This is a genomic window from Methylobacterium sp. Leaf89, assembly GCF_001422215.1.
Classification (GTDB): domain Bacteria; phylum Pseudomonadota; class Alphaproteobacteria; order Rhizobiales; family Beijerinckiaceae; genus Methylobacterium.
Genome location: NZ_LMML01000029.1, coordinates 417,799 through 443,669, shown reverse-complemented (window position 1 = coordinate 443,669; position 25,871 = coordinate 417,799). Strand labels below are relative to the sequence as shown.

The 25,871-nt window shown below is 68.8% G+C and carries 28 protein-coding genes; 14 read left to right on the top strand and 14 right to left on the bottom strand.

Going from position 1 to position 25,871, the window contains the following annotated elements:
- Positions 1 to 2: 2 nt before the first annotated feature.
- Positions 3 to 2,000: a 4Fe-4S binding protein gene (locus ASF18_RS17480; RefSeq protein WP_056353447.1), complete on the bottom strand. Its 1,998-nt coding sequence runs from the start codon at positions 1,998 to 2,000 to the stop codon at positions 3 to 5.
- Positions 2,001 to 2,282: 282 nt separating this feature from the next.
- Here ASF18_RS17480 and ASF18_RS17475 point away from each other — a divergent pair, with 282 nt between their 5' ends.
- The 13 genes from ASF18_RS17475 to ASF18_RS17415 all read left to right on the top strand — a co-directional run bounded on the left by ASF18_RS17475 (position 2,283) and on the right by ASF18_RS17415 (position 13,425).
- On the top strand, positions 2,283 to 3,029 hold the full coding sequence (locus tag ASF18_RS17475; protein WP_056353445.1) for a biotin/lipoate--protein ligase family protein: 747 nt from the start codon (positions 2,283 to 2,285) through the stop codon (positions 3,027 to 3,029).
- Positions 3,026 to 3,601 carry a DUF6505 family protein gene (locus tag ASF18_RS17470; protein ID WP_056353441.1) on the top strand — a complete coding sequence of 192 codons (576 nt, stop codon included), beginning with the start codon at positions 3,026 to 3,028 and terminating at the stop codon, positions 3,599 to 3,601. Before ASF18_RS17475 ends, ASF18_RS17470 begins: the two co-directional genes overlap by 4 nt.
- A gap of 35 nt (positions 3,602 to 3,636) precedes the next feature.
- The gene (locus ASF18_RS17465) at positions 3,637 to 4,647 is read left to right on the top strand and encodes a DUF6352 family protein (protein ID WP_056353437.1); all 1,011 of its coding nucleotides are present in this window, start codon (positions 3,637 to 3,639) and stop codon (positions 4,645 to 4,647) included.
- Complete coding sequence (locus tag ASF18_RS17460) at positions 4,647 to 5,222, top strand: DUF3305 domain-containing protein (RefSeq protein ID WP_082487784.1); 576 nt, start codon at positions 4,647 to 4,649, stop codon at positions 5,220 to 5,222. Before ASF18_RS17465 ends, ASF18_RS17460 begins: the two co-directional genes overlap by 1 nt.
- Entirely contained in the window at positions 5,219 to 5,893 is a 675-nt protein-coding gene (locus tag ASF18_RS17455) for a DUF3306 domain-containing protein (protein WP_056353433.1), read from the top strand. The genes ASF18_RS17460 and ASF18_RS17455 overlap by 4 nt, the downstream gene beginning before the upstream one ends.
- 168 nt (positions 5,894 to 6,061) lie before the next feature.
- Positions 6,062 to 6,664 (top strand): molecular chaperone TorD family protein, encoded by a 603-nt coding sequence (locus tag ASF18_RS17450; RefSeq protein ID WP_244472741.1) that lies wholly within the window; start codon positions 6,062 to 6,064, stop codon positions 6,662 to 6,664.
- A 68-nt stretch (positions 6,665 to 6,732) separates the two neighbouring features.
- Complete coding sequence (locus ASF18_RS17445) at positions 6,733 to 6,972, top strand: formate dehydrogenase (RefSeq protein ID WP_056219196.1); 240 nt, start codon at positions 6,733 to 6,735, stop codon at positions 6,970 to 6,972.
- Between the two features lie 7 nt (positions 6,973 to 6,979).
- Positions 6,980 to 9,922 (top strand): formate dehydrogenase subunit alpha, encoded by a 2,943-nt coding sequence (locus ASF18_RS17440; protein ID WP_056353427.1) that lies wholly within the window; start codon positions 6,980 to 6,982, stop codon positions 9,920 to 9,922.
- A gap of 16 nt (positions 9,923 to 9,938) precedes the next feature.
- Positions 9,939 to 10,535: a formate dehydrogenase FDH3 subunit beta gene (gene fdh3B, locus ASF18_RS17435; protein WP_055955987.1), complete on the top strand. Its 597-nt coding sequence runs from the start codon at positions 9,939 to 9,941 to the stop codon at positions 10,533 to 10,535.
- A 71-nt stretch (positions 10,536 to 10,606) separates the two neighbouring features.
- Entirely contained in the window at positions 10,607 to 11,647 is a 1,041-nt protein-coding gene (locus ASF18_RS17430; protein WP_056273121.1) for a formate dehydrogenase subunit gamma, read from the top strand.
- Positions 11,648 to 11,686: 39 nt separating this feature from the next.
- Positions 11,687 to 11,926, top strand: a complete 240-nt coding sequence (locus ASF18_RS17425) for a hypothetical protein (RefSeq protein WP_056219187.1) — start codon at positions 11,687 to 11,689, stop codon at positions 11,924 to 11,926.
- 54 nt (positions 11,927 to 11,980) lie between these two features.
- Complete coding sequence (locus ASF18_RS17420) at positions 11,981 to 12,568, top strand: hypothetical protein (protein WP_056353424.1); 588 nt, start codon at positions 11,981 to 11,983, stop codon at positions 12,566 to 12,568.
- Between the two features lie 2 nt (positions 12,569 to 12,570).
- The gene (locus ASF18_RS17415; RefSeq protein ID WP_280138945.1) at positions 12,571 to 13,425 is read left to right on the top strand and encodes a shikimate 5-dehydrogenase; all 855 of its coding nucleotides are present in this window, start codon (positions 12,571 to 12,573) and stop codon (positions 13,423 to 13,425) included.
- A 297-nt stretch (positions 13,426 to 13,722) separates the two neighbouring features.
- Here ASF18_RS17415 and ASF18_RS17410 read toward each other — a convergent pair whose 3' ends face one another.
- Positions 13,723 to 13,959: a helix-turn-helix transcriptional regulator gene (locus tag ASF18_RS17410; protein WP_056353421.1), complete on the bottom strand. Its 237-nt coding sequence runs from the start codon at positions 13,957 to 13,959 to the stop codon at positions 13,723 to 13,725.
- 192 nt (positions 13,960 to 14,151) lie between these two features.
- On the opposite strand from ASF18_RS17410, the gene ASF18_RS17405 reads away from it, so the two are divergent.
- Positions 14,152 to 14,511 (top strand): cytochrome c family protein, encoded by a 360-nt coding sequence (locus tag ASF18_RS17405; RefSeq protein WP_056219179.1) that lies wholly within the window; start codon positions 14,152 to 14,154, stop codon positions 14,509 to 14,511.
- A 106-nt stretch (positions 14,512 to 14,617) separates the two neighbouring features.
- Here ASF18_RS17405 and pufC read toward each other — a convergent pair whose 3' ends face one another.
- From pufC to ASF18_RS17345, 12 genes are all read right to left on the bottom strand, one after another.
- The gene (gene pufC / locus ASF18_RS17400; protein WP_056353418.1) at positions 14,618 to 15,739 is read right to left on the bottom strand and encodes a photosynthetic reaction center cytochrome PufC; all 1,122 of its coding nucleotides are present in this window, start codon (positions 15,737 to 15,739) and stop codon (positions 14,618 to 14,620) included.
- Positions 15,736 to 16,728: a photosynthetic reaction center subunit M gene (pufM, locus tag ASF18_RS17395; RefSeq protein WP_056353415.1), complete on the bottom strand. Its 993-nt coding sequence runs from the start codon at positions 16,726 to 16,728 to the stop codon at positions 15,736 to 15,738. Before pufM ends, pufC begins: the two co-directional genes overlap by 4 nt.
- A 27-nt stretch (positions 16,729 to 16,755) precedes the next feature.
- Positions 16,756 to 17,580 (bottom strand): photosynthetic reaction center subunit L, encoded by an 825-nt coding sequence (gene pufL / locus ASF18_RS17390; RefSeq protein WP_055956014.1) that lies wholly within the window; start codon positions 17,578 to 17,580, stop codon positions 16,756 to 16,758.
- Between the two features lie 108 nt (positions 17,581 to 17,688).
- A complete protein-coding gene (pufA, locus tag ASF18_RS17385) occupies positions 17,689 to 17,877 on the bottom strand; it encodes a light-harvesting antenna LH1, alpha subunit (protein WP_018043293.1) in 189 nt (62 codons plus the stop codon).
- A 14-nt stretch (positions 17,878 to 17,891) separates the two neighbouring features.
- Entirely contained in the window at positions 17,892 to 18,113 is a 222-nt protein-coding gene (pufB, locus tag ASF18_RS17380) for a light-harvesting antenna LH1, beta subunit (RefSeq protein ID WP_056273133.1), read from the bottom strand.
- Positions 18,114 to 18,265: 152 nt separating this feature from the next.
- Entirely contained in the window at positions 18,266 to 18,481 is a 216-nt protein-coding gene (locus ASF18_RS17375) for a hypothetical protein (RefSeq protein WP_055956535.1), read from the bottom strand.
- Between the two features lie 134 nt (positions 18,482 to 18,615).
- The gene (gene bchZ / locus ASF18_RS17370; RefSeq protein ID WP_056353411.1) at positions 18,616 to 20,082 is read right to left on the bottom strand and encodes a chlorophyllide a reductase subunit Z; all 1,467 of its coding nucleotides are present in this window, start codon (positions 20,080 to 20,082) and stop codon (positions 18,616 to 18,618) included.
- Positions 20,082 to 21,692 carry a chlorophyllide a reductase subunit Y gene (gene bchY / locus ASF18_RS17365; RefSeq protein ID WP_056353408.1) on the bottom strand — a complete coding sequence of 537 codons (1,611 nt, stop codon included), beginning with the start codon at positions 21,690 to 21,692 and terminating at the stop codon, positions 20,082 to 20,084. Before bchY ends, bchZ begins: the two co-directional genes overlap by 1 nt.
- A gap of 6 nt (positions 21,693 to 21,698) precedes the next feature.
- Positions 21,699 to 22,715: a chlorophyllide a reductase iron protein subunit X gene (locus ASF18_RS17360; protein ID WP_056353406.1), complete on the bottom strand. Its 1,017-nt coding sequence runs from the start codon at positions 22,713 to 22,715 to the stop codon at positions 21,699 to 21,701.
- Entirely contained in the window at positions 22,712 to 23,647 is a 936-nt protein-coding gene (gene bchC / locus ASF18_RS17355; RefSeq protein WP_056353403.1) for a chlorophyll synthesis pathway protein BchC, read from the bottom strand. The genes ASF18_RS17360 and bchC overlap by 4 nt, the downstream gene beginning before the upstream one ends.
- 109 nt (positions 23,648 to 23,756) lie before the next feature.
- Entirely contained in the window at positions 23,757 to 24,908 is a 1,152-nt protein-coding gene (locus tag ASF18_RS17350; RefSeq protein ID WP_056353401.1) for a methyltransferase, read from the bottom strand.
- Position 24,909: 1 nt separating this feature from the next.
- Positions 24,910 to 25,779, bottom strand: a complete 870-nt coding sequence (locus ASF18_RS17345; RefSeq protein WP_056353397.1) for a polyprenyl synthetase family protein — start codon at positions 25,777 to 25,779, stop codon at positions 24,910 to 24,912.
- Between the last annotated feature and the right edge of the window lie 92 nt (positions 25,780 to 25,871).

Here is a 25,871-nt window from a genome sequence, read left to right as displayed (position 1 = left end):
GGCTAGATCGCCTCGCCGCGGGCGGCGCGCTCGCGGAGATAATCCTCCGTGGTGCGCGGGCGGTCGCGCTCGGGGCCGGCATGGGGATCGAAGCCCTGATTCACCGCGACCTCGACACGACAATCCTCGCACATCATGAGGGCCTGCACGCGCGCTTCGCCGGCTTCGCCCCGGAACATCCAGTGCCGGTCGCGCAGCTTCTCCACTACGCGCGCGATGGTGCTGCGCGTGCCGAAGGGCTTGGCGCAGGCGATGCACGCGAAGGGCTCCTCCTCCTTCACCACCCGCCTTGGCGCGGCCCAGGCCTCGAAATCGACGCCCGGCTTCAGGGTGATGACACTCTCCGGGCAGGTATTGGCGCAGAGACCGCACTGCACGCAGAGGCTCTCCTCGAAAGCGAGGAACGGCCGGTCGGCACTGTCCGACAGTGCATCGGTCGGGCAGGCGCCGACGCAGGCCAGGCAGAGCGTGCAATCCTCGGTGCGGAACTCCAGGCCGCCGAATGGAGCCCCCCCGGCCAGCGCGATGCGCGCCACCGGCTCGGGGGCTGCCGCATGCATCTCGTTGAAGGCAAAGCGTAGAACTTCTCGCTTGCCGCCGATCGGCATGAAACGAGAGGGAACGCCGGCCGCTTTTCCGACCCGCTGTCCTGCCAGGGTGGCGCCCAGAACATCCGGGTCGTCGGTTTCGATCAGGGAGACGACCGGCTCTGAGGTTCCGCTGCCAAAACCGAGCCCGCGCGCCAGGGTGTCGCCGAGGGTCACCGCCCGGCGCAGACTGTCGAGGTCATGCTTGGGTCGGTCGCGGGCGAGAATGCGGACCCCGGCGGCGCCGTACGCAAAGAGTGCCGCGAAGGCCTCCGGGCCCAGTTGCGTGATCTCGTTCACCCGCACGGGCAGCACGTGGGCCGGCAGGCCGTCTCCATGACGGGCGAGGGCGTCGATCAGGGGTTCGCCGTGGTCGCCATCGTGAAACAGTATCACGCCGTCACGACCGCCAGCGGCCTGGTAGGCGACCATCAGGGTCCGCAGCCGGCGCATCAGCGCATCGGCCGGCGGCAGCGCATAGGCGGCAGCCCCGGTCGGGCAGACCGAGGCGCAGTTTCCGCACCCGGCGCAGATATAGGGATCGATCGCCACCGTATCGCCCGCTGGCGCGATCGCCCCCGTCGGGCAAACCTCGAGACAGCGGGTACAACCGGTGATGCGGGAGCGTGAATGAGCGCAAAGCTCGGCGTGGAAATCCACGAAGCGCGTCTTGTCGAAGGTGCCGACAAGGTGTGACGCCTCCGTGATCAGGCGCTCGACCGCCGCCGGATCTCTCGGATCTGCGCGGAGATAGCCGAGCCGGACCTCGTGCGCCGGAAACAGGGCGGTGCCGCCGGTGACGTCGAGGACGATGTCGCAGGTCGAAGTGGCGCCGTTGCGGCTCGCTCCGAACAGGAGATGCGATCGGGACGACGGAGCCGGCAGGGCATAGTCGTCGATGCGCAGCTCGAAGGCCCCGAGCCGTCCCTTGGCGCCGGCGATCGTCCCCTGCACGATCGGAAAGTCATTGCGCTTAGGCGGCTCGACCGTTTCCGGCCGACTTAGAAGCACCGTCACGTCGAGGTGCTCCGCGAGACGGCGGCCGATCTCGATGGCGGTCGCATCGCGACCATAGACAAGTGCGATGCCCTGGCTCACGATCGCGACGGTGGCTGCATCCGGGACCGGCTCGGCGCTGGCGGCGAGCAAAGCTGCCATCTTCGGGCCAGCCGCGTCACCCTGGGACGACCAGCCTGCCGTCTCGCGAATTTTGGCGTAGACCACCCGGTCCTCGGCGCCGAGCTCGGAGGCGACCTCGTCGAAGAGGGGCGACTGCAGGGTGCAGGACACGGTAACCGCACCGCCCGCCTGCACGGCGCCCCGAAATCGGTCGAGCTCGTGGCCGCAGAGCTGATCGGCCACCCTGAGCGTCCCGCCGCACCCACGCCCGATCGCCTCGGCGTCGAGCGACATCGTCTTCTCGCAGGTGCAGGCGAATACGATACGGTCGGACACGGACGAACCCTGGATGGATCTGAGGAAGCTGAAGCAGACGACGGGCCGGCACAGCGATGGCCTCTTCGCGTCGTCGTTCGTATCTCATATACTCAAATGGTTCAAAACTGCGATCCGACACCGGAGCGCAGCGACGACACGTCCCGCGCGCATCTTGCGCCTTGTGCCTCGGTCGCCGGGACGACATCTCGGTGGCAGCGCTTCTCCCGCAACCGGTTCCTCGCGAGTCCTGCCTTCTCCGTGACGACAACCCCAGACCTCGATCTCCGATCGACAGCACTCGCTCTGCCACCGGCATTCACCGGCCGCCTGGTGGGAGGTGCCTGCGATGCCTTCACGGAAGCCCGGTCGCTGGCCGAGCATCAGGGGGCTGATGCGGCGGGCACCCTCGTGCTTACCGAACGCGCGGGCATGCTCGACCTTGCAGTGGTTCTGGCGCCGGAAGAGCCGCTGGTCTCGGCGCGCCGCGCATTCCTGGCTGCCATGACGGCCCTGGCCGACGCTGTCGGCGCGCATGGTCCACCGGAGATGCCGCTGACCTTCGGCTGGCCCGACGTGCTCGTCTTCGACGGCGCCCGGCTCGGGGGTGGGCGGTTGGGCTGGCCCGCCCACTGCCCGGAGGAATCGACGCCGGACTGGCTCGTCTTCTCGGCCATGCTTCTTCTCTCGAAAGGAGCCACCGGCGATCCGGGGCTCACTCCTGGTTCGACGGCCCTCGACGAGGAGGGCTTTCCGGCGGACATCCGGTTTCCGCTGGTGGAGAGCTTTGCCCGCAATCTGATCCGGACGTTCTCCCTCTGGGCGGAAGATGGCTTCGACGGGATCGCCGCCCGCTACCTTGCGCACCTGCCGACACCGCTGGGCGTGCCGGTCCATATCGATCGGGCCGGCGACGTCATCCTGGGTGAATCCGAGCGCTGGCCTCTGGCGCGGCTGCTGCGCGAACCGGCATGGCTTGATCCTGAAACCGGGACGGTCCGTTTATGACGGCGCTCAAGCTGCCGCGCACACTGCGGCTCGACCCCTCTGATACCTTCGTCTTCGCGCATCCGGCCGAGCCGGGTGAATGGGCGGTGACGGGGTCGTTTCTCTTCTGGGACCAGGATCTTTCCGCCCTGGAGGGGAAAGCGCGCGCCGCCTTCCGGTCCGGTTTCGTCGGAGTGACGTCTCTCGGCTTCTCGACCCTGGTGGTGGTGACCGAAGCGTCCGAAACCGAGCGCGATGCTGCGGTCGAGGATTTGGCTCGACATCTTCACGAGCGTCTCGGTGCACCGGACCGGGTGACCGCACGGGCGGCGGCCCGCGAAGAGCTCGACTTCGCAGCCTCCCTCTGCGGCGTTCCCGTCGGGAGCGTCGTAGCGATGCACCGGACCCAGACGGACGGCGAGATCACCGAAGCCTTCCGGACGTTGCACCAGCGCGATGCCGGAACGCCGGGAGCCGACCGTCTGCATGCCCATGCCCGCGCCTTTCGCTTCGTGGAGACCGATGAGGAGGAACCCGAGGAACGCGCCGATCTCATCGGGCTCGCGCGCGCTTCGGCGTCCTCGGGAAACTGATCGATGCCAGCCCTCGTACCGGGACAGACCCTGCCATGACCGAATTCTGGGTCTCCAGCGGCCACCACCTAACGCAGCGCACCGAGGGTGGCGGATTGGCCGTCACCGACGAACTGATCCTCGCCTATCTGGCCCGCCCGGAGGTATTGCCGCCCGACGACGCCTGCGCCGCGGAGCGTGCCCTGTATGCCGACCTGCTCGCCCATCCACGCCGCGTCGTATCGATGGAGGCCGTGAGGGCCATCGCGGATCCGGATGCTCGGGAAAACTGGGAGGTGCTGCTTGCCTTCCGCGACCGCCTGTTGGCGGCGCGCTCGATCGAGGCAGCCTATCTCGGAATGATCCGGGAGGGCCTGCAGGGCATTCCCTCGCTGTTCCTGAACCAGCTGGTCCACCTGATCCTGCGCAACGCCCTCGACGGCTGCGACGACCCGTTCGTGCTGCGCGCGGCGGAGCTGTTGTTCCGGCCTCAACGGATCAGTCGCCTCGACAACGCCGTTCTCCTGGCCGACGCCGAGGTAATCGAGGCGCGGGAAGGGAGCGCCCCCCTGTCGCCGCTGGTGAGCATGCTGGGCAAGGACGCGGCGAACGAACTCGACATCCTGAACGAGGACAATGCCTGGAGCTATTGGAGCCGCTCCGATGCATTCTCGATGGCGCTGAACCTCGGCTCCAGCATGCGCAGCCGCGAGGCGCTCGCCCGGGTGATCGAGGCCTTCGTCGGGCACCTCCTGAACGTCGAGGTTCGGGTCAACCCTCTCGACAAGCTCGAGGATTCCGACTGGCGCTGGTTCGTCGGCCTGGATGCGGAAGCGACGCGGATCGGCAACGCTCTCTGGCGCGGAGACCCGGTCTCGAACGCCGACCAGGAACGCGTCATCGCGCTCTTCAGCCTGACGTTCACCGACCGGACGCGCCTCGAAGACTCGGTCGGCGACCGTCCGGTCTACCTCCTGCTGGCGGCGACGGGCGCGAACCTCGTGACGCTGAAGCCGCACAATCTGATCGCGGGTCTTCCCCTTAAGACAGCGCAGGCGCCTTGCTGATGCCGAACGATCCGACAATCCTCGACGAAGATGCGGGCGGACGAGCGCTGGACGACCCTGAGCAGGATCGCGCCAGGCCGCAGAATCATTTCGAGGTCGGTATCCTCGTCGCCCGCCGGCGCCTGCGCGGCCCTTGGGCGACCCATGCCTGGCTGCCGGTCGCGGCACTCCCGGCGGCGCCTCCCGTCGCGAACTGGACCCAGCTCGCAGAAACCGAAGAGGAATCAACGTTCTACGCCGGATCCTACGAGGTTCTCCTCCACCCCGCGGAGACCTCGCATTATCGCGACAACCTCGTGTCCGGACGTCCTTCCCTCTGGGTCTCGTTGCGCAAGCTCGGTGAGGATTCCTACGAGATCGCGACCGTGACGGCGGACCCCTACGAGGGCGAGGCCATGGCGGAAGGCATCGGCGAGATCGTGGAGGCGGTCCCGATGCCGACGGAATGCCAGGGCATCCTGCTCGCGTTCTTCGAGGCGTTCCATGTCGAGCGGAAGTTCGAGAAGCGGAAGCGCGACCGCGCCGATCCGGAAGCGCTGGCGCGGGGCGGTCAGGGCAAGGGACGCGGCGAATGAGCGAGAGCCTTCTCTCACGCTGGGCGCGACGCAAGCAGGAGGTTCGTCAGCACGAGCGCGCGCAGGCGGTCACGGAACCGTCGGCGCTCGCGGTCCCGCCCGAACCGCAAGGCGTTGACGAAGCTCTGGTTTCCTCGGAACCAGCGCTCGACGACGAGAGCCTGGCGGACGCGATCGCCCGGTTGCCGAAGATCGAGGATCTGACCGCGGAGACCGAGCTCGTTCCGTTTCTCAGGGCGGGGATTCCGGCGGCGCTGCGAAAAGCCGCCCTTCGGCGGATGTGGTCCGTCGATCCGGCGATCCGTGATTTCGTCAGCGAGGCCCGGGAATATGCCTACGACTGGAATACGCCCGGTGGGGTGCCCGGGCTCGGACCCATGCTCCCCACGGACGACATCACGGCAATGGTCGAGCGGATCATGACCGGCCACGCCCCGAGGCCGCCGCAGGAGCCCGTCGGTATCCAAGAGGGTGACGTCGAGGTCGCGCCGTCGACCGTCCCGGTCGCGGATGAATCCGCCGCGGAAACGCAGATGGTCTCCATCCAGGACACGCCGACCGCGCACGTCGGCGCGGAGGACCTTCATCCATCGCAGAATGGCGAGCGCACGTTTCAATCGGCCCCGATTGTTTCGCCCCTGCGACGCCATGGCGGCGCGATGCCGAGCTAATCCGAAGAAACGCGATTGCCGTTCGGTGAAACCCTTTTTATTATCAATACAAACTAGACCGCACCTCAGGTGGAGCGGCGGGGGCCGGAAGGGTCGAGGAGTGGTATGCGTTCCGGTGCGCCGTTTTCAGAGCCGTCAGGGGAAGTCGGCGTTGGGGTGATGGATCGGATGGACGAGGCCACGACGGTGAGCTTGGCCCTGGACGAGGTCGATCACCTGCGCGCGCAGCAGTACGACCTTCTCGCGGTCCTCCTCGGCCGTCCTCCCACGGCGGATCTTCTTCGTGCGTTGGCGGGACTCGCGGGCGGCGACAGCGTCCTGGGCCGCGAGGTCGCTTCCCTCGCAGCCCTGGCCCGGGAGACGTCGGCGGATGCTGTGGAGCGGGAATATTTCGCGCTCTTCGTCGGTGTCGGGCGGGGAGAGCTTCTGCCCTACGCCTCCTACTACCTGACGGGGTTCCTGAACGAGCGGCCCCTTGCCCGGGTTCGCGAGGATCTCTCGGGACTGGGCATCGAGCGCGACCCGGCGACGACCGAACCCGAGGATCATCTCGCGATTCTCTTCGACGTGATGGCCGGGCTCACGGCCGGACGATTCGAGGCCGAGCCCGGTGCCGCACGCGTGTTCTTCCTCCGGCACATCGCGCCGTGGGGCGAACGTTTCTTCACGGATCTGGAGCGGGCCAAGGCGGCGCGCTTCTATCGCCCGGTCGGGGCCCTGGGACGGGCCTTCCTCGAGATCGAGGCGGCGGCTTTCGCGATGGATGCCTGAGGCATCCGTCTCTTTGGATCATGGCGCTCGACCCCGTGTCGGAGAGCGCCGGAGGGAGTGTGTGGGCGATGGGACAGGATCAGAAGGACCAGCTCGGCCGTCGCCAGTTCTTCCGCGCGCTCGGCGGCGGCACGGTGGCGGCCGCGGCCGGCATGGCGTCGCCGCTCTCGGTCACCGAGGCGCAGGCCTATGACCCCGGCACGGACGAGACCCGGTCGCGCTACCGCCTCACGGACGAGGTGAAGGCGTTCTACCGGACGAATGGCTACGAGACCCTTCAGAACAGCACGAACGCCGGAAAGAAGTGAGCCTGCGATGCTGACCAAGCGCAAGAGCGGCGAGGCGAGCCGCACCAAGCACCAGGCCGTCGCCGCGGGCCTCGCGGCCGGCGTGCTCGACCGTCGCGGCTTCCTGAAGAAGTCGGGCCTGACCGCCGGCGCCCTGGCGGCGGCCGGCACGATCCAGCTCGGATCGGTCCGGCAGGCCCGCGCCGCCGGCTCCTCGGCCGTCGGCCCCGACGTCCAGATCAAGAAGAACGTCTGCACCCACTGCTCGGTGGGCTGCACGGTGACGGCCGAGGTGGTGAACGGCGTCTGGGTCGGCCAGGAGCCGTCCTATGCGAGCCCGATCAACCGTGGCACGCACTGCGCCAAGGGCGCGGCGATCCGCGAGCTGGTCTCGTCCGACCGGCGCCTGAAGTACCCGATGAAGCTCGTCGGCGGCCAGTGGCAGCGCGTCTCCTGGGAACAGGCCATCGAGGAGATCGGCGACAAGCTTGGCGCCATCCGCGAGAAGAACGGCGCGGACTCGGTCTACTGGCTCGGCTCGGCCAAGTTCACCAACGAAGCCGCCTACCTGATGCGCAAGTTCGGCGCCTTCTGGGGCACCAACTCCGTCGATCACCAGGCACGCATCTGCCACTCGACCACGGTGGCGGGCGTCGCCAACACCTGGGGCTACGGCGCCCAGACCAATTCCTACAACGACATCCGCAACGCCAAGACGATGATCATCCTCGGCGGCAACCCCGCCGAGGCGCACCCGATCTCCATGCAGCACGTGCTGTCGGGCAAGGAGATCAACCGCGCGAACATGATCGTCATCGATCCGCGCTTCACCCGCACGGCGGCCCACGCCACCGAGTACGTGCGCATCCGCTCCGGCACCGACATTCCGGTGGTCTGGGGCATCCTCTGGCACGTCTTCCAGAATGGCTGGGAGGACAAGGAGTTCATCAGCCAGCGCGTCTACGCCATGGACGACGTCCGCAAGGAAGTCGCCAAGTGGACCCCCGAGGAGGTCGAGCGCGTCTCCGGCGTGCCCGGCGAGCAGCTGCGCCGGGTGGCGGAGAAGTTCGCCAAGGAGAAGCCCGCGACCCTGATCTGGTGTATGGGCGCGACCCAGCACACGGTGGGCACCGCCAACGTGCGCGCCCTCTGCATCCTGTGTCTCGCCACCGGCAACGTGGGCAAGCCCGGCACCGGCGCGAACATCTTCCGCGGCCACACCAACGTGCAGGGCGCCACCGATCTCGGTCTCGATGTCACCTCGCTGCCGCTCTACTACGGTCTCGTCGAGGGCGGCTGGCGCCACTGGGCCCGCGTCTGGGACGTGCCCTACGAGTGGCTGCAGTCCCGCTTCGACGAGGTTCCCGCCGCGGCCGGCCGCAAGGCCCGCTCGCGCAAGGAGAACATGGAAGCGCCCGGCATCACCTCGACGCGCTGGTTCGACGCCGTGAACCTGCCGCCGGAGCAGATCGACCAGCGCAGCCCGATCAAGGCGTTCATGGTGTTCGGCCACGGCGGCAACACCGTGACCCGCCTGCCCGAGGCCATCGAGGGCATGAACAAGCTCGAGCTCCTGGTGGTCGCCGACCCGCATCCGACCACCTTCGCGGCCCTCGATGCCCGCCAGGACAACACCTACCTGCTGCCGATCTGCACCTCGCTGGAGATGGAGGGCTCGCGCACGGCCTCGAACCGCTCGCTCCAGTGGGGCGAGCAGATCGTGAAGCCGGCCTTCGAGTCGAAGAACGACTACGAGGTGCTCTACCTCCTCGCCAAGAAGCTCGGCTTCGCCGAGACGCTGTTCAAGAACATCAAGGTCGAGAACAACGTCCCTTCGGCCGAGGATCTGCTGCGGGAGATCAACCGCGGCGGCTGGTCGACCGGCTATTGCGGCCAGAGCCCCGAGCGGCTGAAGGCGCATATGCGCAACCAGCACAAGTTCGACCTCATCACCCTGCGGGCGCCCAAGGACGACCCGGAGGTGGGCGGCGACTATTACGGCCTGCCCTGGCCGTGCTGGGGCAAGCCCGAGCTGCGCCATCCGGGTTCGGCCATCCTCTACAACACCTCCCTCCACGTGAAGGACGGCGGCAGCACCTTCCGGGCCCGGTTCGGCACCGAGCGCAACGGCCAGACCCTGCTGGCCGAGGACAGCTTCACCAAGGATTCCGACCTCACCGACGGCTACCCGGAATTCACCTTCGGGGTGTTCAAGAAGCTCGGCTGGGACAAGGACTTGACGGCGGACGAACTCGCCACGATCCTCAAGATCGGCGGCGACAAGGCCGACACCGTGAGCTGGGCCACCGACCTGTCGGGCGGCATCCAGCGGGTCTGCCTCGATCACGGCGTGATCCCGTTCGGTAACGGCAAGGCCCGGGCGAACGCCTGGAACCTGCCCGACCCGGTGCCGGTGCACCGTGAGCCGGTCTACTCGCCGCGCCCCGACCTCGTGGCGAAGTACCCGACCCGCCCCGACGAGCGGCAGTTCCGCATGCCGAACATCGGCTTCTCGGTGCAGCAGGCGGCCGTCGAGCGCAACGTGGCGCGCGACTTCCCCATCATCCTCACCTCGGGCCGCCTCGTGGAATACGAGGGCGGCGGCGAGGAGACCCGGTCGAACCCGTGGCTGGCCGAGTTGCAGCAGGACATGTTCGTCGAGATCAACACCGGCGACGCCGTCGAGCGCGGCATCAAGGACGGGTCCTGGGTCTGGGTCACCGGCGCCGAGAACAGCTCGAAGGCCAAGGTCAAGGCGCTCGTCACCGACCGTGTCGGCAAGGGCGTCGCGTTCATGCCCTTCCACTTCTCGGGTTGGTACGAGGGCAAGGACATGCGCGACTACTACCCGAAGGGCACCGACCCGGTGGTGCTCGGCGAGAGCGTCAACTCGGTCACCACCTACGGCTTCGATCCTGTGACGGGCATGCAGGAGACGAAGTGTACCCTATGCCAGATCAAGGCCGCGTGAGAGGAGCGCATCGACCATGGCCCGTATGAAGTTCCTCTGTGACGCCGACCGTTGCATCGAGTGCAACGCCTGCGTCACCGCCTGCAAAAACGAGCACGAGGTGCCCTGGGGCATCAACCGCCGTCGCGTCGTGACGCTCAACGACGGCAAGCCCGGCGAGCGCTCGGTCTCGATGGCGTGCATGCACTGCACGGACGCGCCCTGCGCGGCCGTGTGCCCGGTGAACTGCTTCTACACCACGGCCGACGCGGTGGTGCTGCACTCCAAGGACATCTGCATCGGCTGCGGCTACTGCTTCTACGCCTGCCCCTTCGGCGCGCCCCAGTATCCGCGCGTCGGAAACTTCGGCTCGCGCGGCAAGATGGACAAGTGCACCTACTGCTCGGGCGGCCCGGAGCCGGACCTGTCGGTGGCCGAGTACGAGAAATACGGCTCGAACCGCCTCGCCGAGGGCAAACTCCCCCTCTGCGCGGAGATGTGCTCGACCAAGGCCCTGCTCGCCGGCGACGGCGAGATGATTGCCGAGATCTACAAGCAGCGCGTGATCAAGCGCGGCTACGGCTCCGGCGCCTGGGGCTGGAAGACGGCCTACCGCGAGACCGTGGCGATCTGATCGCCCCCTCGCCCCTGGAGCCGGCGGCCGTCCGGCGGCTCCAAGACGACATGCCATCGAAAGGAACGCCGATGCGGCGGGCAGTCACGCTCCTCAGCACCCTCGTCGTCGCGACGACGCTCCTGGCCGCGCCGGGCGCGTTCGAACCGGCACGCGCCCAGAATCCGATCACGCAGGATGGGCAGAACCCCATGGGCGCCAGGCCCACGGCGGATTCGGTGAACGAAGAGTTTCTCTTCAAGAACGCGGACAAGATCACCGGCCGGATCAGCATCCCCGATCGGAAGGCCGCGAACCTGATCCAGCCGCAGGGTCGCGAGTACCAGTCGTTCCGCGAGCACTACCTCCCGTGGATCGGGGCCGCCCTCATTCTCGGCATGATCGGCGCGCTGGGGGCGTTCTTTCTCTGGCGCGGGCGCATCCTCACGGAGCACAGCCAGGAATCGGGCCGGAAGATCCTGCGCTTCAACACCTTCGAGCGCTTCACCCACTGGATGACGGCCGTGTGCTTCATCATCCTGTCGCTCTCCGGCCTGAACTACATCTTCGGCAAGCGCCTGCTGATGCCGCTGATCGGCCCCGAGGCCTTCGGCGCCCTGGCGCAGTGGGCCAAGTACAGCCACGTCTATCTCGCCTGGCCGTTCATGTTCGGCGTGGTGATGATGTTCGTAGTCTGGATCAAGGACAACATCCCGAACCGCCTCGACTGGGACTGGATCAAGGCCGGCGGCGGGTTCATCGGCAAGAAGCACCCGCACGCGGCCCGCTTCAACGCCGGCCAGAAGGGCGTGTTCTGGATGGTCGCCGGCTTCGGCGCCGCCATGAGCATGACCGGCCTGATGATGCTGTTCCCGTTCGCGCTACTGGACATCAACGGCATGCAGGTCATGCAGGTGATCCACTCGCTGATCGGCATCGCCTTCATCGCCGGCATCCTCGCCCATATCTACATCGGCACGCTCGGCATGAAGGGCGCCTACGACGCCATGGGCAGCGGCAAGGTCGACCTGGCCTGGGCGCGCGCCCACCACGATCTCTGGGTGGAGCAGGAGCAGGCGAAGACGGCGAGCGGCCCGCAGCTCTCCGGTCGCCACCCCGCCCCCGCCGAGTAACCGAACACCCTGCACGCCCGCGCGGCGAGGACCCCGACCATGAAAGCCTTCATCCTCGCCATCATCGCGGCCATCGGGCTCGGCGTCGTGGCGATGTACGCCCTGACGAGCAATCAGACGTTCGCCTATCAGGCCTTCGCGACGTCGGGCGCCCGCGTGTCGGAGCCGGGCACCAATCTCGTCGGGGAGAAGTGGAACGGGGATCCGCAGACGAACGACACCGGGGAATCGGCTCACGGCAAGGCCACCGGCGAGCCCTCCCATCCGAAGCGGTCCTGATCCATCCTGCGATCGCCGATACGAACGAAGCGCCCGGACCACAGGGGACCGAAGATGATCCGACGCCTGCCCTTCGCCGCACTGCTCCTGTCGGGCTGCCTCGCGGCGCCCGCAGCCTTCGCGCAGGATGCGGCGCCCGCCCCGGCGGCGGCGCCCGCGAAGGGACCGGCGAACCTGTGCCAGGAACTGATCGCGTTCGTGCAGAAGCCGGAGGAGAAGAAGCAGGAGGCCGCCACGCCGCCCAAGCAGGCCACCGCCGTCTCCAATGCCTCCGGCAAGAGCGACGGGCAGCCCTCCACGGCCGGCGGTGACCCGCAGCAGAAGTCGGGGCTGAGCGGGCCCACGAACACCGACACCAAGGCGCCCACCAGCGACACGCGGGCCCCCGTCAGCGACGGCAAGACCGTCCTGGCGCAGGCCAATGCCGCCGCAAAGTCTCCGCCGCCGCCCGGTGCGCCGGCGCCGAGCCCGAAGCCGGATCCCGCCGTCGTGGCGCAGCTCGAGGCCGCCGCCGGAGCGAACGACCAGACCGCCTGCCGCGCGGCCGCGCGCGCCATGCGTGTCGCCGGCGTCATCATGCCCCCGCCCCTCCTGGCGCTCGCCGCCCTGAACCCGAAGCTCTTCGCGGGATCGCAGCCCTGAGGGTGGGCGGGACGGCGGAGAACGCGGAGGCGGGTCTGCCCGCGCGTCCCCCGATCGGACGGGACACGACGCTCTGCATGTCCCTGTCGGCCCGGCCGGGGCATTTCGGGTCGCGGTTCCACAACCGGCTCTACGCGCTGCTCGGTCTCGACTACGTCTACAAGGCGTTCTCGACCACCGACCTGCCCGGGGCGATCGGCGGCATCCGCGCCCTCGGCATCCGCGGCTGCGCGGTCTCGATGCCCTTCAAGGAGGCGGTGATCCCCCTCCTCGACACCCTCGATCCGTCCGCGCGGGCGATCGACAGCGTCAACACCATCATCAACGACGGCGGCACGCTGACCGGCGCGAACACGGACTATCTCGCCGTGCGCGCCCTATTGGCCCGGTACGCGATCGATCCGGCGACGCCGTTCATCGTGCGCGGGTCCGGCGGGATGGCCAAGGCGGTCGTGGCGGCCCTGCGCGATTCGGGCTTTCGGCATGGGACGATCGTGGCGCGCAATGCGGCGGCGGGTGCGGCCCTGGCGGAGCGGTCCGGCTTCGCCCATGCGACCGAGGTCGGCGACCGCACGGCCCCGCTCCTCGTCAACGTCACGCCCCTCGGCATGGAAGGGCCGGATGCCGGGGCCCTGGCCTTTCCGGAGGCGGCCATCGCCGCCTGCGCCATCGCCTTCGACGTGGTCGCCCTGCCCTCCCGGACGCCGTTCCTCGCGGCGGCGGAACGCCTCGGGAAGCCGTGCATCACCGGGCACGAGGTCCTGGTCCTGCAGGGCCTCGAACAGTTCATCCGCTACACCGGCGTGACGCCGTCCTCCGCGCAGGTGGCGGATGCAGCCGCCTACGCCCGGACCTGACGGGACGAGGGCGCGCGGGCGTTCAGCCCGCGGTCACCCGGGCGATGACGGCGGCGATCGACGCCATCGTGCCGAGGAGGCGCCGCGGTCGTGACCGGACCGGCACCCTTGGCGTTTCGTCCTCGGCGCGGACCATCCGGCCTTCGCCGCGGGGGACACCGGTCATTCGCGAACGAGCCTCACGGGACCTTCGGCGACCGTTCGCCGGGTGAAGGCGACGGCGCGCTTCGGGCGAGCGTCCGACGCGAAGACGGTTTGATCCGATGCCGGCAGCGCCGGTGTCGGGAGAGCGGCAGTCTACCCGCGCGGAGGGCCGTGCCGATGCCCGCCGCCTGTCCGCGCCGCGACGCGGGCCGGCGCCTCCGCCGCGAAGAAGGCATCCAGGACACGCACGAGGTCCGGGTTCGGTTTCTTCATGCCGTTGATGAAACGCGAGATCCGCGGCTGGTTGATCCCGAGTTCCCAGGCGAGGCGCGCCTGGCTCCAGCCGGTGCGATGGAAGAACTGGCAGACGTCGGCGGGTTGGACCGGCATGGCTCCACCTGGGGCGATGGATTTCGCGCAGGGGCCTAAGGGTAGGCCCCCCGACTGGCCAAACCAGACGATCGCCGCCCTTAATCCCTCCAGGACAATCACGTTGCCGTGATAATCGTTGCGGTTCGCATTACTTTTGAAAGCGGCGCTTTAGCTAGGTTTCACCACCAGAACGATCTGCGAGGAAACCCCATGCGACACACGATCTACGGTGCTCTGTTTGCCGCCCTGCTCCCGATGGCCGCGCATGCCGAGGGGGATGCCGCGGCGGGGGAGAAGGCGTTCGCACCCTGCAAGGCCTGTCACGCCTTCGGCAAGAATGGGGTTGGACCGAACCTGACCGGCGTCGTCGGCCGCAAGGCCGCCTCGGAGGAAGGCTACACCTATTCCGCCGCGCTCAAGGGCTCCGGGATCACCTGGGACGAGGCCAACCTGCACGAGTGGCTGAAGAACCCGAAGGCGAAGGTCCCGGGAACCAAGATGGTGTTCGCCGGCTATCCCGACGACAAGAAGATCGACGATGTGATCGCCTACCTGGCCTCCAAGAAGTAGTCCCGCGCGACGAGACGCGTCACTCGTCGCGGACCGTCTCCGATCGTCGAAACGCCGCCGGAGGCCTGTCCAGCGGCGTTTCGTGTCCGATCGGGAGACGGCCGGCCTATTGCGGCGTCGGAACGGGCATCGCGGGCTGATCCGGAACGGGCGATGGGGTGACCGGCGGATTGGGATCGGCGGCGCTCGCTGTCTCGGTCAACTTGGCGAGCTCGGGATAGGCGTCGATGACGTTCGCACCGTTCAGGGGCTTGCTGACCCCGTTGTGGCAGGTGGTGCAATTGACCTTCGGCACGTCACCCAGAGCCCCGAGGCGGTTCGGGGGGAACGTCGAGAGCAGCGGCTCGAGGTAATTGCCGTTGATGTCCCGCACCATCCGGATGCCGTGCCAGGCGGTGGTCCGTTGCGGCGTGCTCTGCGACCAGTTCGAGATCGCCCGGGTGTTGTGACAGAAGGTACAGTTGACCCCCAGTCCCTCCGACATGTGGATCATCAACCCGTAGGTCTTCTCCGCATCCTGGATCGGTTTGCCCTTGGTCGTCGGCAGCGCCGTCGTCGCGTTCACCCGGATCGCGTTGTTGTCGATGGTCTTGTCGGCGAGGTATTCGGTGAGGGTGTCGTAGGGGAGCGAGGCCAGGCCGACCGACGGCGCGGCCATGTTCTGCCCGTTGTTGCGGGCGATGAAGCCGCCCGGGCGATTGGGACCCGGCTGGGTGAACCAGATATTGGCCGGCACCGGCTGTCCCCGGTGGCAGGTGTAGCAGGTGACGCCCGCACCGCCGACGTGGTTCTCCTTCCAGGAACTGTTGATGTGCTGCGTCATCTGCAGCATCCGCCGGGCGACCTTCTTCTGATAGAGGCTGTCGTCGGCCATGTTCTCGGTATTGTGGCAGTAGGTGCAGCCTTGTTCGGGGCTGACCCACTCGGTCATCGACGCCATCAGGCGATTGAACTCGTTGACGCTGACGTTCTTGAGGACTTGGACGTTCTCGTAGGTCGTACCGGCGAGCTCCTCGCCGGGCTCGGCGGGATCGGCGGGCGCCGGCGCCAGGTTGGCGTCCCGGGTGTCCTCGACGGCTTCGCGGGTGTGGACCTGCGCCATCGCGGTCCCGCGAAAGCCATTCTGTTGAACCGCCAGCGGCGGTCGGTCCCAGTCGGTCAGACCGACCATCGCCACGGTGAGGAAGAAGGCGATGGAAGCTCCGAGGACGGCGAAGAAGGTCTTCATGGAGCTCCCCCTGGCAGGGTTGTGGGCGACACACTCAGCGGATCGACGACCGGCGGATAGACCTGCGGGTAGGACGGGGCGACGCCGTGCTTGACGGCCCAGAGGTACCAGTTGTCGACGACCGTTCCGGTGAGCAGGATTCCGATGCCGCCGGTGAGCGTCGTCAGGACCGCGAACCACCAGGCCCAGCGGTGGACCGATTCCATGGTGGCGTTGAAGCCCATAGTCCAGCGCCAGAACAGGGCGGCGCGCTCGGTGGCGGTGCCGCGGTCGACGATCTGGTCGATCTCGCGCTCGCCGCCGAAGCGGCTCACGGCCAGGATGGTGCCGCCATGCATCGCGAAGAGCAGCGTCGACCCGTAGAGGAAGACGATCGAGAGCATGTGGAAGGGGTTGTAGAACAGGTTGCCGTAGCGCAGCGAGAAGGCGGCGGTCCAGTCGAGGTGGGGGAAGATGCCGAACGGGACGGCCTCGCTCCAGGATCCCATCAGCACCGGCCGGATGAAGCCGAGCACGAGGAACAGCCAGATCGCGGAGGCGAAGGCCCAGGGCACGTGGTAGCCCAGGCCCAGCGCCTTGGCGCGACGGAACAGCCGCAGCCACCAGAGCAGGATCGAGGCAGTCAGGAAGAAGCCGGCGATCAGCCACCAGCCGCCCTCGGCCAGCGGCGGCAGGACTTTCAGGCCGTATTGCGGACGGGGCGGCTCGAGGGCGAGCCAGGGCAACTGCCGCACGAACTGGATCGGATCCCAGTTCACGCTCGCCAACATGTTGAGGCCGATGATCTCGAAGGCGATCAGGCCACAGGCGAAGGAGAGCGCCCCGAGATAGCCGATGTAGATCGGGCCGACCTGCGCATTGCCGATGAGGCCGAACAGGTAGGAGTTGAACGGCGTGCCCCAGCGCTTGTTGGAGTCGACCGGGATGCCGAGGTCCGGCTGGACCGGGCGGACCTGCACTTCGGAGAAGATGTTCTGGTAGTAGGCCATGGTGTCGCGAGCCTCCCTATTCCGAGATCAGCGCCAGACGGGGAGATTGAGCCACCAGCCCCACCATTCGGGCCAGCCGCGGGTCCAGAACGGGCCGCTGATGACGATGCAGACGGCGCTCCAGAAGCCGGCCGACAGCGCCAGGAACAGGCCGAGCCGGTGGATGCCGAGCGTGCCGATCGAGTAGCCGATGGTGTCGCGGAAGAAGGTGTCCTCGTGCTCGGGGGTCTTCACCACCTCGCCCTTACCCGGATTGGTCGAGGACAGGATCAGCGAACCGTGCAGCGAGAGCGCGAGCGTCGTGGTGAAGAAGAACGTCACCGCCAACATGTGCGCGGGATTGTAGTGGAAATGCAGGTACTGGTAGCCGGTGTTCGAGACCCAATCGAGGTGGCTGAGGATGCCGTAGGGGAACCCGTGCCCCCAGGCGCCCATCAGGAGCGGCCTGATCACGACCAGGGTCACGTAGGCGAAGATCGCCACCGCGAAGGCGAAGGGCACGTGGTAGCCGATGCCGAGCTTGCGGCAGATCTCGACCTCGCGCAGGGCCCAGGACGAGAAGGCGCCGACAGCGCAGAAGGTGATGATCTGCCAGAGGCCGCCCTCCTGGAGCGGCGCCAGGGCGAGCCCGTACTTCAGATCGGGCGGCGCGATGTTGATCTGCCAGATGTTCCAGGTCGGTCCGAGCGCCGCACCGTAGATGATCAGCGCCGTTCCAAGCACCGAGAAGAACAGCGTCGTGACGCCGAAGAAGCCGACGTAGAACGGCCCGACCCAGAAATCGAACAGGTCGCCGCCGACCAGGGTGCCGCCGCGGATGCGGTATTTTCGCTCGAAACTCAGCATCGCCATCGCGACCTCCCCGCTCCACCACGTCTCTCGACCACGTCTGTCGGCGATGGCCGACGGGGGGCTTTTGGGGCCCGCCCGCCGATCATCCGTGCTTGCGGTGCGCGCCGGTCAGGCGGGCATCGTGGGCAGAACCAGCGTCTGCGCGTTGGCGGCGCGCGGCGCCTTGGGACCTTCCAGCCAATTGAACCGGTCGGTGCTGAGCAAGATGAAGTGGATCAGCAGCGCCAGAATGAAGAGGAAGGTGAAGAGCGCCACCAGGGTGCGGCGCGGATCGAAGAGAAGCCAGACCTTGTGCATGATGAGGGTCCTTCTCAGGAGAGCAGGGAAGCGACGCCCTGGGCGGCCGTCTCGAGGGCGGCGTAGCCCTTCGGTCCGGGCAGCCAGGGGCGCCACAGCCACACGAGGATGTGGGCGACCACGGCGATCGCCGTGAAGATGATGAAGCTGGTCAAGAAGATCGCGTGGAACTCCTTGGCTTCCGGTTCCGTCAGCCCGGACAGGCTGCTCGGTTTCTCGACAATGCCATTGGCCATTGGGTCAAACCTCCGCTTTGGCTAGCCGCGCCCGCACGTCCGGGTACGGTGGGTGTCACCGGACCGCGCGGAGCGGCCTCGGCGGTCCTTCCCGCCTGTTCGGACGGGAGGTCGATCGGGGGCGGGCGGAACGCCTCGACCCGAGGGCGAAGTCAGCCCATGAACACGAAGGGAATGGCCGAGACGGCCATCGCCCGGGCCTCGGCGAAGACCGAGCGCCGCCGCTGCGGCAGCGCCGTCCGGGCCTGCGGGATCACGCGCTGCACCAGCGCCGCGATGAGGAAGAACGGATAGGTGCTGGCCAGGATGATCCGGAACTGGACCTCGTCCTGATGCAGGCGCGACACCGGATTGAGCGAACGTTGCATGGGATGGGTCTCCTCTCGGCGTTCCGCGGCGGGACGCGTCCGGGTCGGGACGCGCGGGGTCGGCATCGACCGCTTGGACGGCGCCGCGCCGTTCCAATCGGAAAAGGAATGGGCGCCGAGGCCGGGACGCGCGCTCATGCGGCGGCTCCCAGGCTGGCCTCGGCGCGGGCGCGCTCGACGTGATCGGCGATCACCCGGCCTCCGCCCTCGCCGCGCGCGACGCGCTCGGCGGCATCACGCAGGCGCTTGGCCGCCGAGATCCGCACCAGCACGGGATGGGCCTCGACGAGTTCGTCGAGACGGGCCCGGGCCGCCTCGTCCCAGGGCAGCTCCCGGTGGAGCCGCGCTGGGGTCGCCTCGACCCTGTCCATGTCGCGGGCCAGCGGCAGGATGTGGAAGAGCATGTCGAACAGGGCGTTGCAGACCTCCTGGACGAGGTAGGTCGCGCCGGCGAATCCCATGAAGGGCGTGCCGGTGTGGCGCCGGATGATCGCGCCGGGGAACGAGGCCGGCACGAACACCGCCCGGGCACCGGACTCGGCCGCATACATCCGCTCGTTGAAGGAGCCGAACAGCACCAGAGGCGGGGTCTTCGCGATGAGGTCGCGGATCTCGGCGTTGTCGGTCTTCGCACCCGCCTTGCGAGCCACGGCGAAGTGGCAGGGCAGCCCCATCTCGTCCTCGAGGAAGTGCCGGACGCCGCGCGCGTAGGTCTCGGAGGCCACGATCCCGAAGCTCGCCGTGCCGAAGAAATCCTGCGTCACCGAGCGCCACAGGTCCCAGACCGGCTTGATCGTGGTGTGCTTCTCGCGGGCGATGAACGGCTCGGGGTCCAGGCCGAGGGCCTCGCCGAGCGCGCGCAGGAACCGCGTGGTCGAATGGATGCCGATGGGCGCCTGGAAGTAGGGGCGCTCCAGGGCCTCGCAGAGCAGGCGGCCGAACTCGCGGTAGAGGCAGATGTTGGCATCCGCGTTCACCAGGGCGGGCACGTCGGCGAGGTGCGAGCCGAGGGGAAACACGAGGTTCACCTCGGCGCCGATGCCCTCGACGAGGCGCCGGATCTCGGCGAGGTCCGAGGGCATGTTGAAGGTGCCGTAGGCCGGCCCGATCAGGTTCACCCGCGGTTTCACGCCCTCGCTGCGGGCGGGCCGGGCCGGAATGCCCTTCTTGGCGAAGCGCTTGGCGCCGTACTCGTTCCAGAGCCAGGCCATGGCCCGGTCGGCGGCCTGCCACTGATCCTCGTCGATGGTGCGCGGCAGGAAGCGCTGGAGGTTGGTGCCCTCCGGCGTGACGCCGCCGCCGATCATCTCGGCGATGGAGCCGGTGACGACCACGCTGGGCTGGGCGGGATCGAGGGTGGCGTGGGCCCGCTTCATCGCGGCCTCTGTGCCGTGCCGGCCGAGTTCCTCCTCGGCCAGGCCCGTCACCACGATGGGCAGTTCGTGCGGCGGCAGCGCGTCGGTGTAGTGCAGCACCGAGGTCACCGGCAGGTTCTCGCAGCCCACCGGGCCGTCGATGACGACCTGCAGACCCTTGATGGCGGTGAAGACGTAGACGGCGCCCCAGTAGCCGCCCGCCCGGTCGTGATCGAGGACGAGCATCAGGCCATCTCCCCGATCGGCGCGTGTTCGAACTGTCCCGGCGCGGGCTTGGCCCGCACGGCCGAGGCGACGTTCCGGCGGAGCTTGGGCACATCCTCCCAGATGCCCGCGGCATGACCCTCGCCGACCCCGTCGAAGAACGCCCGCATGGCATCGAAGCGGCCGCGGTTGCCGAGCGCCGCGTTGATGACCTTGGCCAGCGACCCGGCGCCGGCGACGCCCATCAGCGGGCGGGCCGAGATCAGGTTGGTGAAGTAGAGGGCCGGGATGCCGAGGGCCTTGGCCTTCTGCACCACCGGCGTGGTGCCGATGGCGAGGTCCGGCCGCGCGTCCCGCATGGCGCCGAGGTCGTCCTCCAGGGAGGCGCGGTAGCGCACGGTGACGCCGCGCGCCTCGAGCCAGGCCTGGTCGGCCTCCGAATAGGGCGTGCGCGGACAGGCGGTGCCCACATAGGCCAGGTCCGCGCCGCTCTCGACGAGGAGGCGCCCGACCAGCAGTTCGGACCCCTCGTACCCCGACAGCGTAATCCGGCCCCGGATCGGGTTGGCGGCGAGCGCGCCCCGGATCATCGGCAGGAGCCGGTTCTTGGCGGCCTCGACGGTGGCACGGGGCACCGCGCAGGCTTCGCCGATCCGGTCGAGCCAGTCGGCGGTGCCGTCATGGCCGACCGGGGCCGAACCCACGACGGGGCGGCCGGCGGCGGCGAATTCCCGGATGGAAGCGGTGTAGAACGGGTGGATCGCCGCGACCGCCGTGCAGTCGAGGGCCGCGTAGAGTTCGCGCCATTCCCGCGTCGGCACCACCGGTCCGGCGCTGAGTCCGAGGGGCTCCAGCAGGCCGCCGATGACGACCGGGTCGGCCGGAAACATCTCGCCGAGGAGGGCCACGGTCGGGCGCTCGGCCCGCCCCGTGCGGGGCGCCTGGACGGGCCCCTGCTCGGCCTCCGAGCGGGCGAACTTCAGCATCGCCCCGGCGAGCACGTCCTTGGCCTCGGCATGGGTCGGCACCCCGAAGCCCGGCACGTCGATGCCGATGATGCGGACCCCGTCGATCGCCTTCGGCAGGAGGCGCAGGGGCACGCCCGAGGCGGTGGGAACGCAGAGATTGATGACGACGACGGCGTCGTAGTCGGCAGGCTTGGCCACCTGGAACACCGCCTCGCGGATGTCCTCGAACAGCTTGCCGGTGACCAGGGTCTCGGAGTTGAAGGGCACGTAGCCCACGCTCCGCCTGGCGCCGTAGAAATGCGACGTGAAGGTCAGGCCGTAGACGCAGCAGGCCGAGCCCGAGAGGATCGTCGCCGTGCGGCGCATCCGCAGGCCGACCCGGAGCGAACCGAAGGCCGGGCACATGCTCTGGGGCTGGTCGTGCGGGCCGGCGGGGTAATCCGTCCGAAGCTGCTCGAGCGTCTCGGACATGCCGGCGGCCTCGGCCGCCGCCCGCATCGTCGCTCTGCCCGAGTGGCAGCCCAGGCCGTCCGCCTTCGCGGCGGCGAGGTTCACCACCTCGGCCGGGGCCGCGACGGGGGCCAGGGTCGAAGCCGGGCGCTCATGGCCGGCGCGAAGGGTCTGGCGGGCGCGGAGGTCGGCGATGTCGAGGGTGACGGCCATGATGCGTCAGACCTCGTCGTAGACGACTTCGAGGGACGGCTTCACGACCCGCGTCGTGCCGCACATGTCCGCGAAGGTGGCGGGCACCAGGGTGACGCCCCGGCCGACGGCCTCGCCCTTGAACAGGCCGAGGAGACCGTCCTGGCTGAGGGGCGTCGGGTGGTTCGGCGCCGCGTCGTGGACGTTCTGGGCGAGATCGGCGAACAGGGAGCCCCAGGGGCTCTCGGGCCGCCCGATGATCTCGTAGTTCGCGCTCTTCTTGCGGATGTCGTCGTCGGCCGGGATCGAGGCCAGGACCGGGATGCCGACGGCGGCCGCGAAGGCCTGCGCCTCGCCGGTGCCGTCGTCCTTGTTGATGACGAGGCCTCCGACACCGACGTTGCCGCCGAGCTTGCGGAAGTATTCCACTGCCGAGCAGACGTTGTTGGCGACGTAGAGCGACTGGAGATCGTTCGAGCCGACGACGATGACCTTCTGGCACATGTCGCGGGCGATCGGCAGGCCGAAGCCGCCGCAGACCACGTCTCCGAGAAAGTCGAGAAGGACGTAGTCGAAGCCCCATTCGTGGAAGCCGAGCTTCTCCAGCAATTCGAAGCCGTGGATGATGCCGCGCCCGCCGCAGCCTCGCCCGACCTCGGGGCCGCCGAGCTCCATGGCGTAGACGCCGTCGCGCTTGAAGCAGACGTCGCCGATCGCGACCTGCTCACCGGCGAGCTTCTTCTTGGTCGACGTCTCGATGATCGTCGGGCAGGCGCGTCCGCCGAACAGCAGCGAGGTCGTGTCGCTCTTCGGGTCGCAGCCGATCAGCAGGACCTTCTTGCCCTGCTGGGCCATCATGTAGCTGAGATTGGCGAGGGTGAACGACTTGCCGATGCCGCCCTTGCCGTAGATCGCGATGATCTGCGTCTCCTTGGAGGCGGCCACCGGCACGGGATCCGGCTCGATGCCGGCCTCGGCGCGAAGGGTCTCGGAAGCCGTCAGGGCGCCGCCGTTCAGCTGCGTGGCCTTCAGCTGGATGTTCATGCGGCTCTCCAATCCAGGATCATCTTCAGGCATCCGGCGTCGCCGAAGGCCGTGCGATAGGCGTCCGGTGCGTCCGCGGCCGGGCGCCGATGGGTGACGAGGTCGTCGAGGCAGAGGCGCTCCTCGGCGATGAGCGCGAGGGTCGCGGCGAGATCCTCCGGCCGCCACTGGGCGGCGACGCGGATCCGGGCTTCCCGGAGAAAGGCCGGCGCGAAGGCGAAGCCGAGGCGGTCTTCGTAGAACCCGGCGAGAACGACCTCGCCACCGGGCGCGAGGCGCGCGATCCCCGTATCGAGGATCGTGGAATCGCCGCTGACATCGAGGATCGTGGCGTAGTCGCGCCGCGCATCGTCGTCCGGAGCGAGGACGGGATAGGGACCCTCGCTCGCGCGCCGCACCGGGTTGGTCTCCCAAACCTGCGGCGTCCCCCCGAGGGCCTGGGCGATCCGCGCGACGAGGCGGCCGAGGACACCGTGGCCGATGACGAGGAGCGGCTGGCGCAGGTCGATCCCCGCCAGGGCGTGCCGCGCGGTAGCGGCCAGGGCGATCAGGGTTCCGCGCTCGCCCCACGCGCCGTCGATGGGCACGAGGCGCTCGCCGGCGCTGACGAGGTGGGACGCGGCCCCGCCGAACAATCCGCGGACCGGACCGAAGCATCGCGCGCCGGGGACGAACACCGTCTGCCCGACCCGGACGCCACTCGCGACCCCGGCCTCGACGACCTCGCCCACGGACTCGTAGCCGGGCACCAGCGGGTAGCCCATGCCGGGAAACGACGGCATCCGGCCCGACCAGAGCAGGCGCTCGGTTCCTGTGCTGATGCCGCTCCAGCGGATCGCCACGACGGCATCGGCCGCCGTGGGAGCATCGAGAGCCAGGCATTCCAGGCTGATCCGACCGGGATCGCGGAGGACGACGGCATCTGTCTGCATCGCGCCTGCCCTCCCCCCATCCAACGACTCGGTCCGTTCAACCCCGAACCCTTATGTCATCCTAGATAGACACTTTTAAACGTCAAGACAAACTTACACCAGACGTGGCTTATCGCGTTGACACCAACAGGCGCGTCAGCAGGGGACGGCGCGTTGCGACCTCGACGGTGCGCCGGAAGCCTGCTTCGGAGAGAAGCGCCCTGAGTTCCTGCGCGGAGCGGCACTGCCCGCTGCCCATCGCGAGAAGGTAGAGGCCGAAATAGGCGTCCGTGATGGGCTCGCCGCCGGGCGTGCCACTCATGGGCTCGGCGAGGATGAGACGCCCGCCGGGGGGAAGCGCTTCGCGTACCGCCGCGAGCAGGATGCGGACGGTTGCGTCGTCGTGATCGTGCACCACCCGCACCAGGGTGATCGCGTCGGCGCCGGGCGGTAGCGGGTCCGTCCGGAAGCTGCCGCCGAAGGCCTCGAAGCGGCCCGCGAGCCCGTCGCGCATCATGCGCTCCTCGGCGCGATCGGCCACCGCCGGCAGGTCGAAGAGCCTGAGCTGAAGGTCCGGCGCGACGCGGCCGGCCGCCGCCAGGAAGGCGCCCTCGCCGCCGCCGACATCCATGAGGCAGCGGTGGCGCCGCATCGGGTAGGCCTCGAGGAGATCCTCCGCGATCAGCGCCTGGGAGGCCGACATCAGCCCGCTGTAGGACGCAACCGCGTCGCCCTGCAGATCGGGCCCGTCTCCGGACGCATAGGGCCAGTACCCGGCGAGACGGGTCGGTCCCGCCTCGCCCCGCAGGAGGGCCACGGGGTCGCGCAGGTCCTCATAGAGCAGCGCGTGGTGCTCGATCATCCGGCCGATCGCGGGGTTCCCCACCAGGGCGGCGCCGAGATCGGCCAGGAGGCAGTGGCCGTCCGGCAGCCGGCGGATCAACCCGAGGGAGGCCGCGGCCTTGAGCAGACGCGTCCCGGCCTCGGGCGCGAGCCCCATCCGGTGGGCGAGCGCCGCTTCCGGCACCGGACCCTCCGACAGCATGCCGAAGAGATCGAGCCGAACGCAGGCGAACAGGGTCTGCGAATAGGTGAAGCCCGCGCAGAGATCGAACAGGGCGCGCGTCCGCGCCTGGGCGATCCGCCGCGTCAGGGGAAAGCCGGCCGCCCAGCGCTGGAATCGCGGATCGGCGACGAGGCGGGCCCGTAACGCGAACCAGCGCGCCCGAAGGCCACCGGCGCCGGCCCGGGCCGGTGGATCGAGGGTGGCGCCGCGCGCCACCTTACGCCAACTCCCGTGCCAGGCTCGCCGGCAGGAAGAGCCGCGTCTGCGCCTCGATCTCGGCGCGGAGCGTCTCGGCTCCCGGACAATCCGGAATGACGTCGACGGCCTCGCGCACCAGGCGCTTCAGGCGCGTGAGCGCCCCGCTCATCCCGAGGAGGGCGGCGGCGTTCGGGCGACCGAGGGTCGAGTCGCGGCCGACGGGCTTGCCGACCTCCTCCTGACGGCAGGCGACGTCGCGCAGATCATCGGCCACTTGGTAGGCCTCGCCCAGGCATTCGCCGAGGAGACGCCACGGGAGCGACGGTACGCCCGCCGCGGCGGCCCCCGTGACCGTCGCGGCGGCGAACAGGGCCCCGGTCTTGGCCTGTTGATACTCGGTCAACGCCACGGTCGGCTCGGACTCCCAGGCCTGGCCGGCGGCGATCCCGGAGGGCGAACCGGCCGCCCGGGCAACGAGGCCGACCAGGGCGGCGAGCCGCTTCGGATTCCGGGCGGCGCCGCGCGCCAGCGTCTCGAAGGCGGACACGATGAGGGCGTCGCCCGTCAGCACCGCCAGGGGCTCGCCGAAGGCCGCATGGACGGACGGCTGGCCGCGCCGAAGGGGCGCGTCGTCGAAGCACGGCAGATCGTCGTGGACCAGGGAGGCACAGTGCAGAAGTTCGATGGCGGCGGCAGCCGCGTCCGAGGCTGCCGGATCGTCGTCACCGCAGGCGCGCGCCACCGACAGGCACAGGCGGGGGCGGATCCGGTGTCCGCCGGGGAAGACGGCGTAGCGGATCGACTCCGCGAGTCGTGGCGGCGCTCCGGGTGCTTCCAGGTGGGAAACGGCGGCGTCGAGCGCCTGCTCGATGCGACGGTTGGCGTCCATTGGCCGTAACTCCCATGCCGCTTGTTCTTGGACATCGAAAGTGTCAGTATTTGTTGACAGTCGTCAAGTCAGATTTACTTGACGGGAGGGAA

Excerpts from the sequence above, each read along its gene's own strand:
- ASF18_RS17465 (WP_056353437.1), top strand. The coding sequence starts at position 3,637 with ATGACCGAATTCTGGGTCTCCAGCGGCCACCACCTAACGCAGCGCACC.
- ASF18_RS17480 (WP_056353447.1), bottom strand. The coding sequence starts at position 2,000 with ATGTCGCTCGACGCCGAGGCGATCGGGCGTGGGTGCGGCGGGACGCTC.
- ASF18_RS17375 (WP_055956535.1), bottom strand. The coding sequence starts at position 18,481 with ATGCAACGTTCGCTCAATCCGGTGTCGCGCCTGCATCAGGACGAGGTC.
- ASF18_RS17420 (WP_056353424.1), top strand. The coding sequence starts at position 11,981 with ATGATCCGACGCCTGCCCTTCGCCGCACTGCTCCTGTCGGGCTGCCTC.
- pufC (WP_056353418.1), bottom strand. The coding sequence starts at position 15,739 with ATGAAGACCTTCTTCGCCGTCCTCGGAGCTTCCATCGCCTTCTTCCTC.
- bchZ (WP_056353411.1), bottom strand. The coding sequence starts at position 20,082 with ATGCTCGTCCTCGATCACGACCGGGCGGGCGGCTACTGGGGCGCCGTC.
- ASF18_RS17445 (WP_056219196.1), top strand. The coding sequence starts at position 6,733 with ATGGGACAGGATCAGAAGGACCAGCTCGGCCGTCGCCAGTTCTTCCGC.
- ASF18_RS17460 (WP_082487784.1), top strand. The coding sequence starts at position 4,647 with ATGCCGAACGATCCGACAATCCTCGACGAAGATGCGGGCGGACGAGCG.
- ASF18_RS17430 (WP_056273121.1), top strand. The coding sequence starts at position 10,607 with ATGCGGCGGGCAGTCACGCTCCTCAGCACCCTCGTCGTCGCGACGACG.
- ASF18_RS17450 (WP_244472741.1), top strand. The coding sequence starts at position 6,062 with ATGGACGAGGCCACGACGGTGAGCTTGGCCCTGGACGAGGTCGATCAC.
- pufL (WP_055956014.1), bottom strand. The coding sequence starts at position 17,580 with ATGGCGATGCTGAGTTTCGAGCGAAAATACCGCATCCGCGGCGGCACC.
- ASF18_RS17360 (WP_056353406.1), bottom strand. The coding sequence starts at position 22,715 with ATGAACATCCAGCTGAAGGCCACGCAGCTGAACGGCGGCGCCCTGACG.
- ASF18_RS17405 (WP_056219179.1), top strand. The coding sequence starts at position 14,152 with ATGCGACACACGATCTACGGTGCTCTGTTTGCCGCCCTGCTCCCGATG.
- pufM (WP_056353415.1), bottom strand. The coding sequence starts at position 16,728 with ATGGCCTACTACCAGAACATCTTCTCCGAAGTGCAGGTCCGCCCGGTC.
- ASF18_RS17345 (WP_056353397.1), bottom strand. The coding sequence starts at position 25,779 with ATGGACGCCAACCGTCGCATCGAGCAGGCGCTCGACGCCGCCGTTTCC.
- ASF18_RS17425 (WP_056219187.1), top strand. The coding sequence starts at position 11,687 with ATGAAAGCCTTCATCCTCGCCATCATCGCGGCCATCGGGCTCGGCGTC.
- ASF18_RS17470 (WP_056353441.1), top strand. The coding sequence starts at position 3,026 with ATGACGGCGCTCAAGCTGCCGCGCACACTGCGGCTCGACCCCTCTGAT.
- fdh3B (WP_055955987.1), top strand. The coding sequence starts at position 9,939 with ATGGCCCGTATGAAGTTCCTCTGTGACGCCGACCGTTGCATCGAGTGC.
- pufB (WP_056273133.1), bottom strand. The coding sequence starts at position 18,113 with ATGGCCAATGGCATTGTCGAGAAACCGAGCAGCCTGTCCGGGCTGACG.
- bchC (WP_056353403.1), bottom strand. The coding sequence starts at position 23,647 with ATGCAGACAGATGCCGTCGTCCTCCGCGATCCCGGTCGGATCAGCCTG.
- pufA (WP_018043293.1), bottom strand. The coding sequence starts at position 17,877 with ATGCACAAGGTCTGGCTTCTCTTCGATCCGCGCCGCACCCTGGTGGCG.
- ASF18_RS17410 (WP_056353421.1), bottom strand. The coding sequence starts at position 13,959 with ATGCCGGTCCAACCCGCCGACGTCTGCCAGTTCTTCCATCGCACCGGC.
- ASF18_RS17455 (WP_056353433.1), top strand. The coding sequence starts at position 5,219 with ATGAGCGAGAGCCTTCTCTCACGCTGGGCGCGACGCAAGCAGGAGGTT.
- ASF18_RS17440 (WP_056353427.1), top strand. The coding sequence starts at position 6,980 with ATGCTGACCAAGCGCAAGAGCGGCGAGGCGAGCCGCACCAAGCACCAG.
- bchY (WP_056353408.1), bottom strand. The coding sequence starts at position 21,692 with ATGGCCGTCACCCTCGACATCGCCGACCTCCGCGCCCGCCAGACCCTT.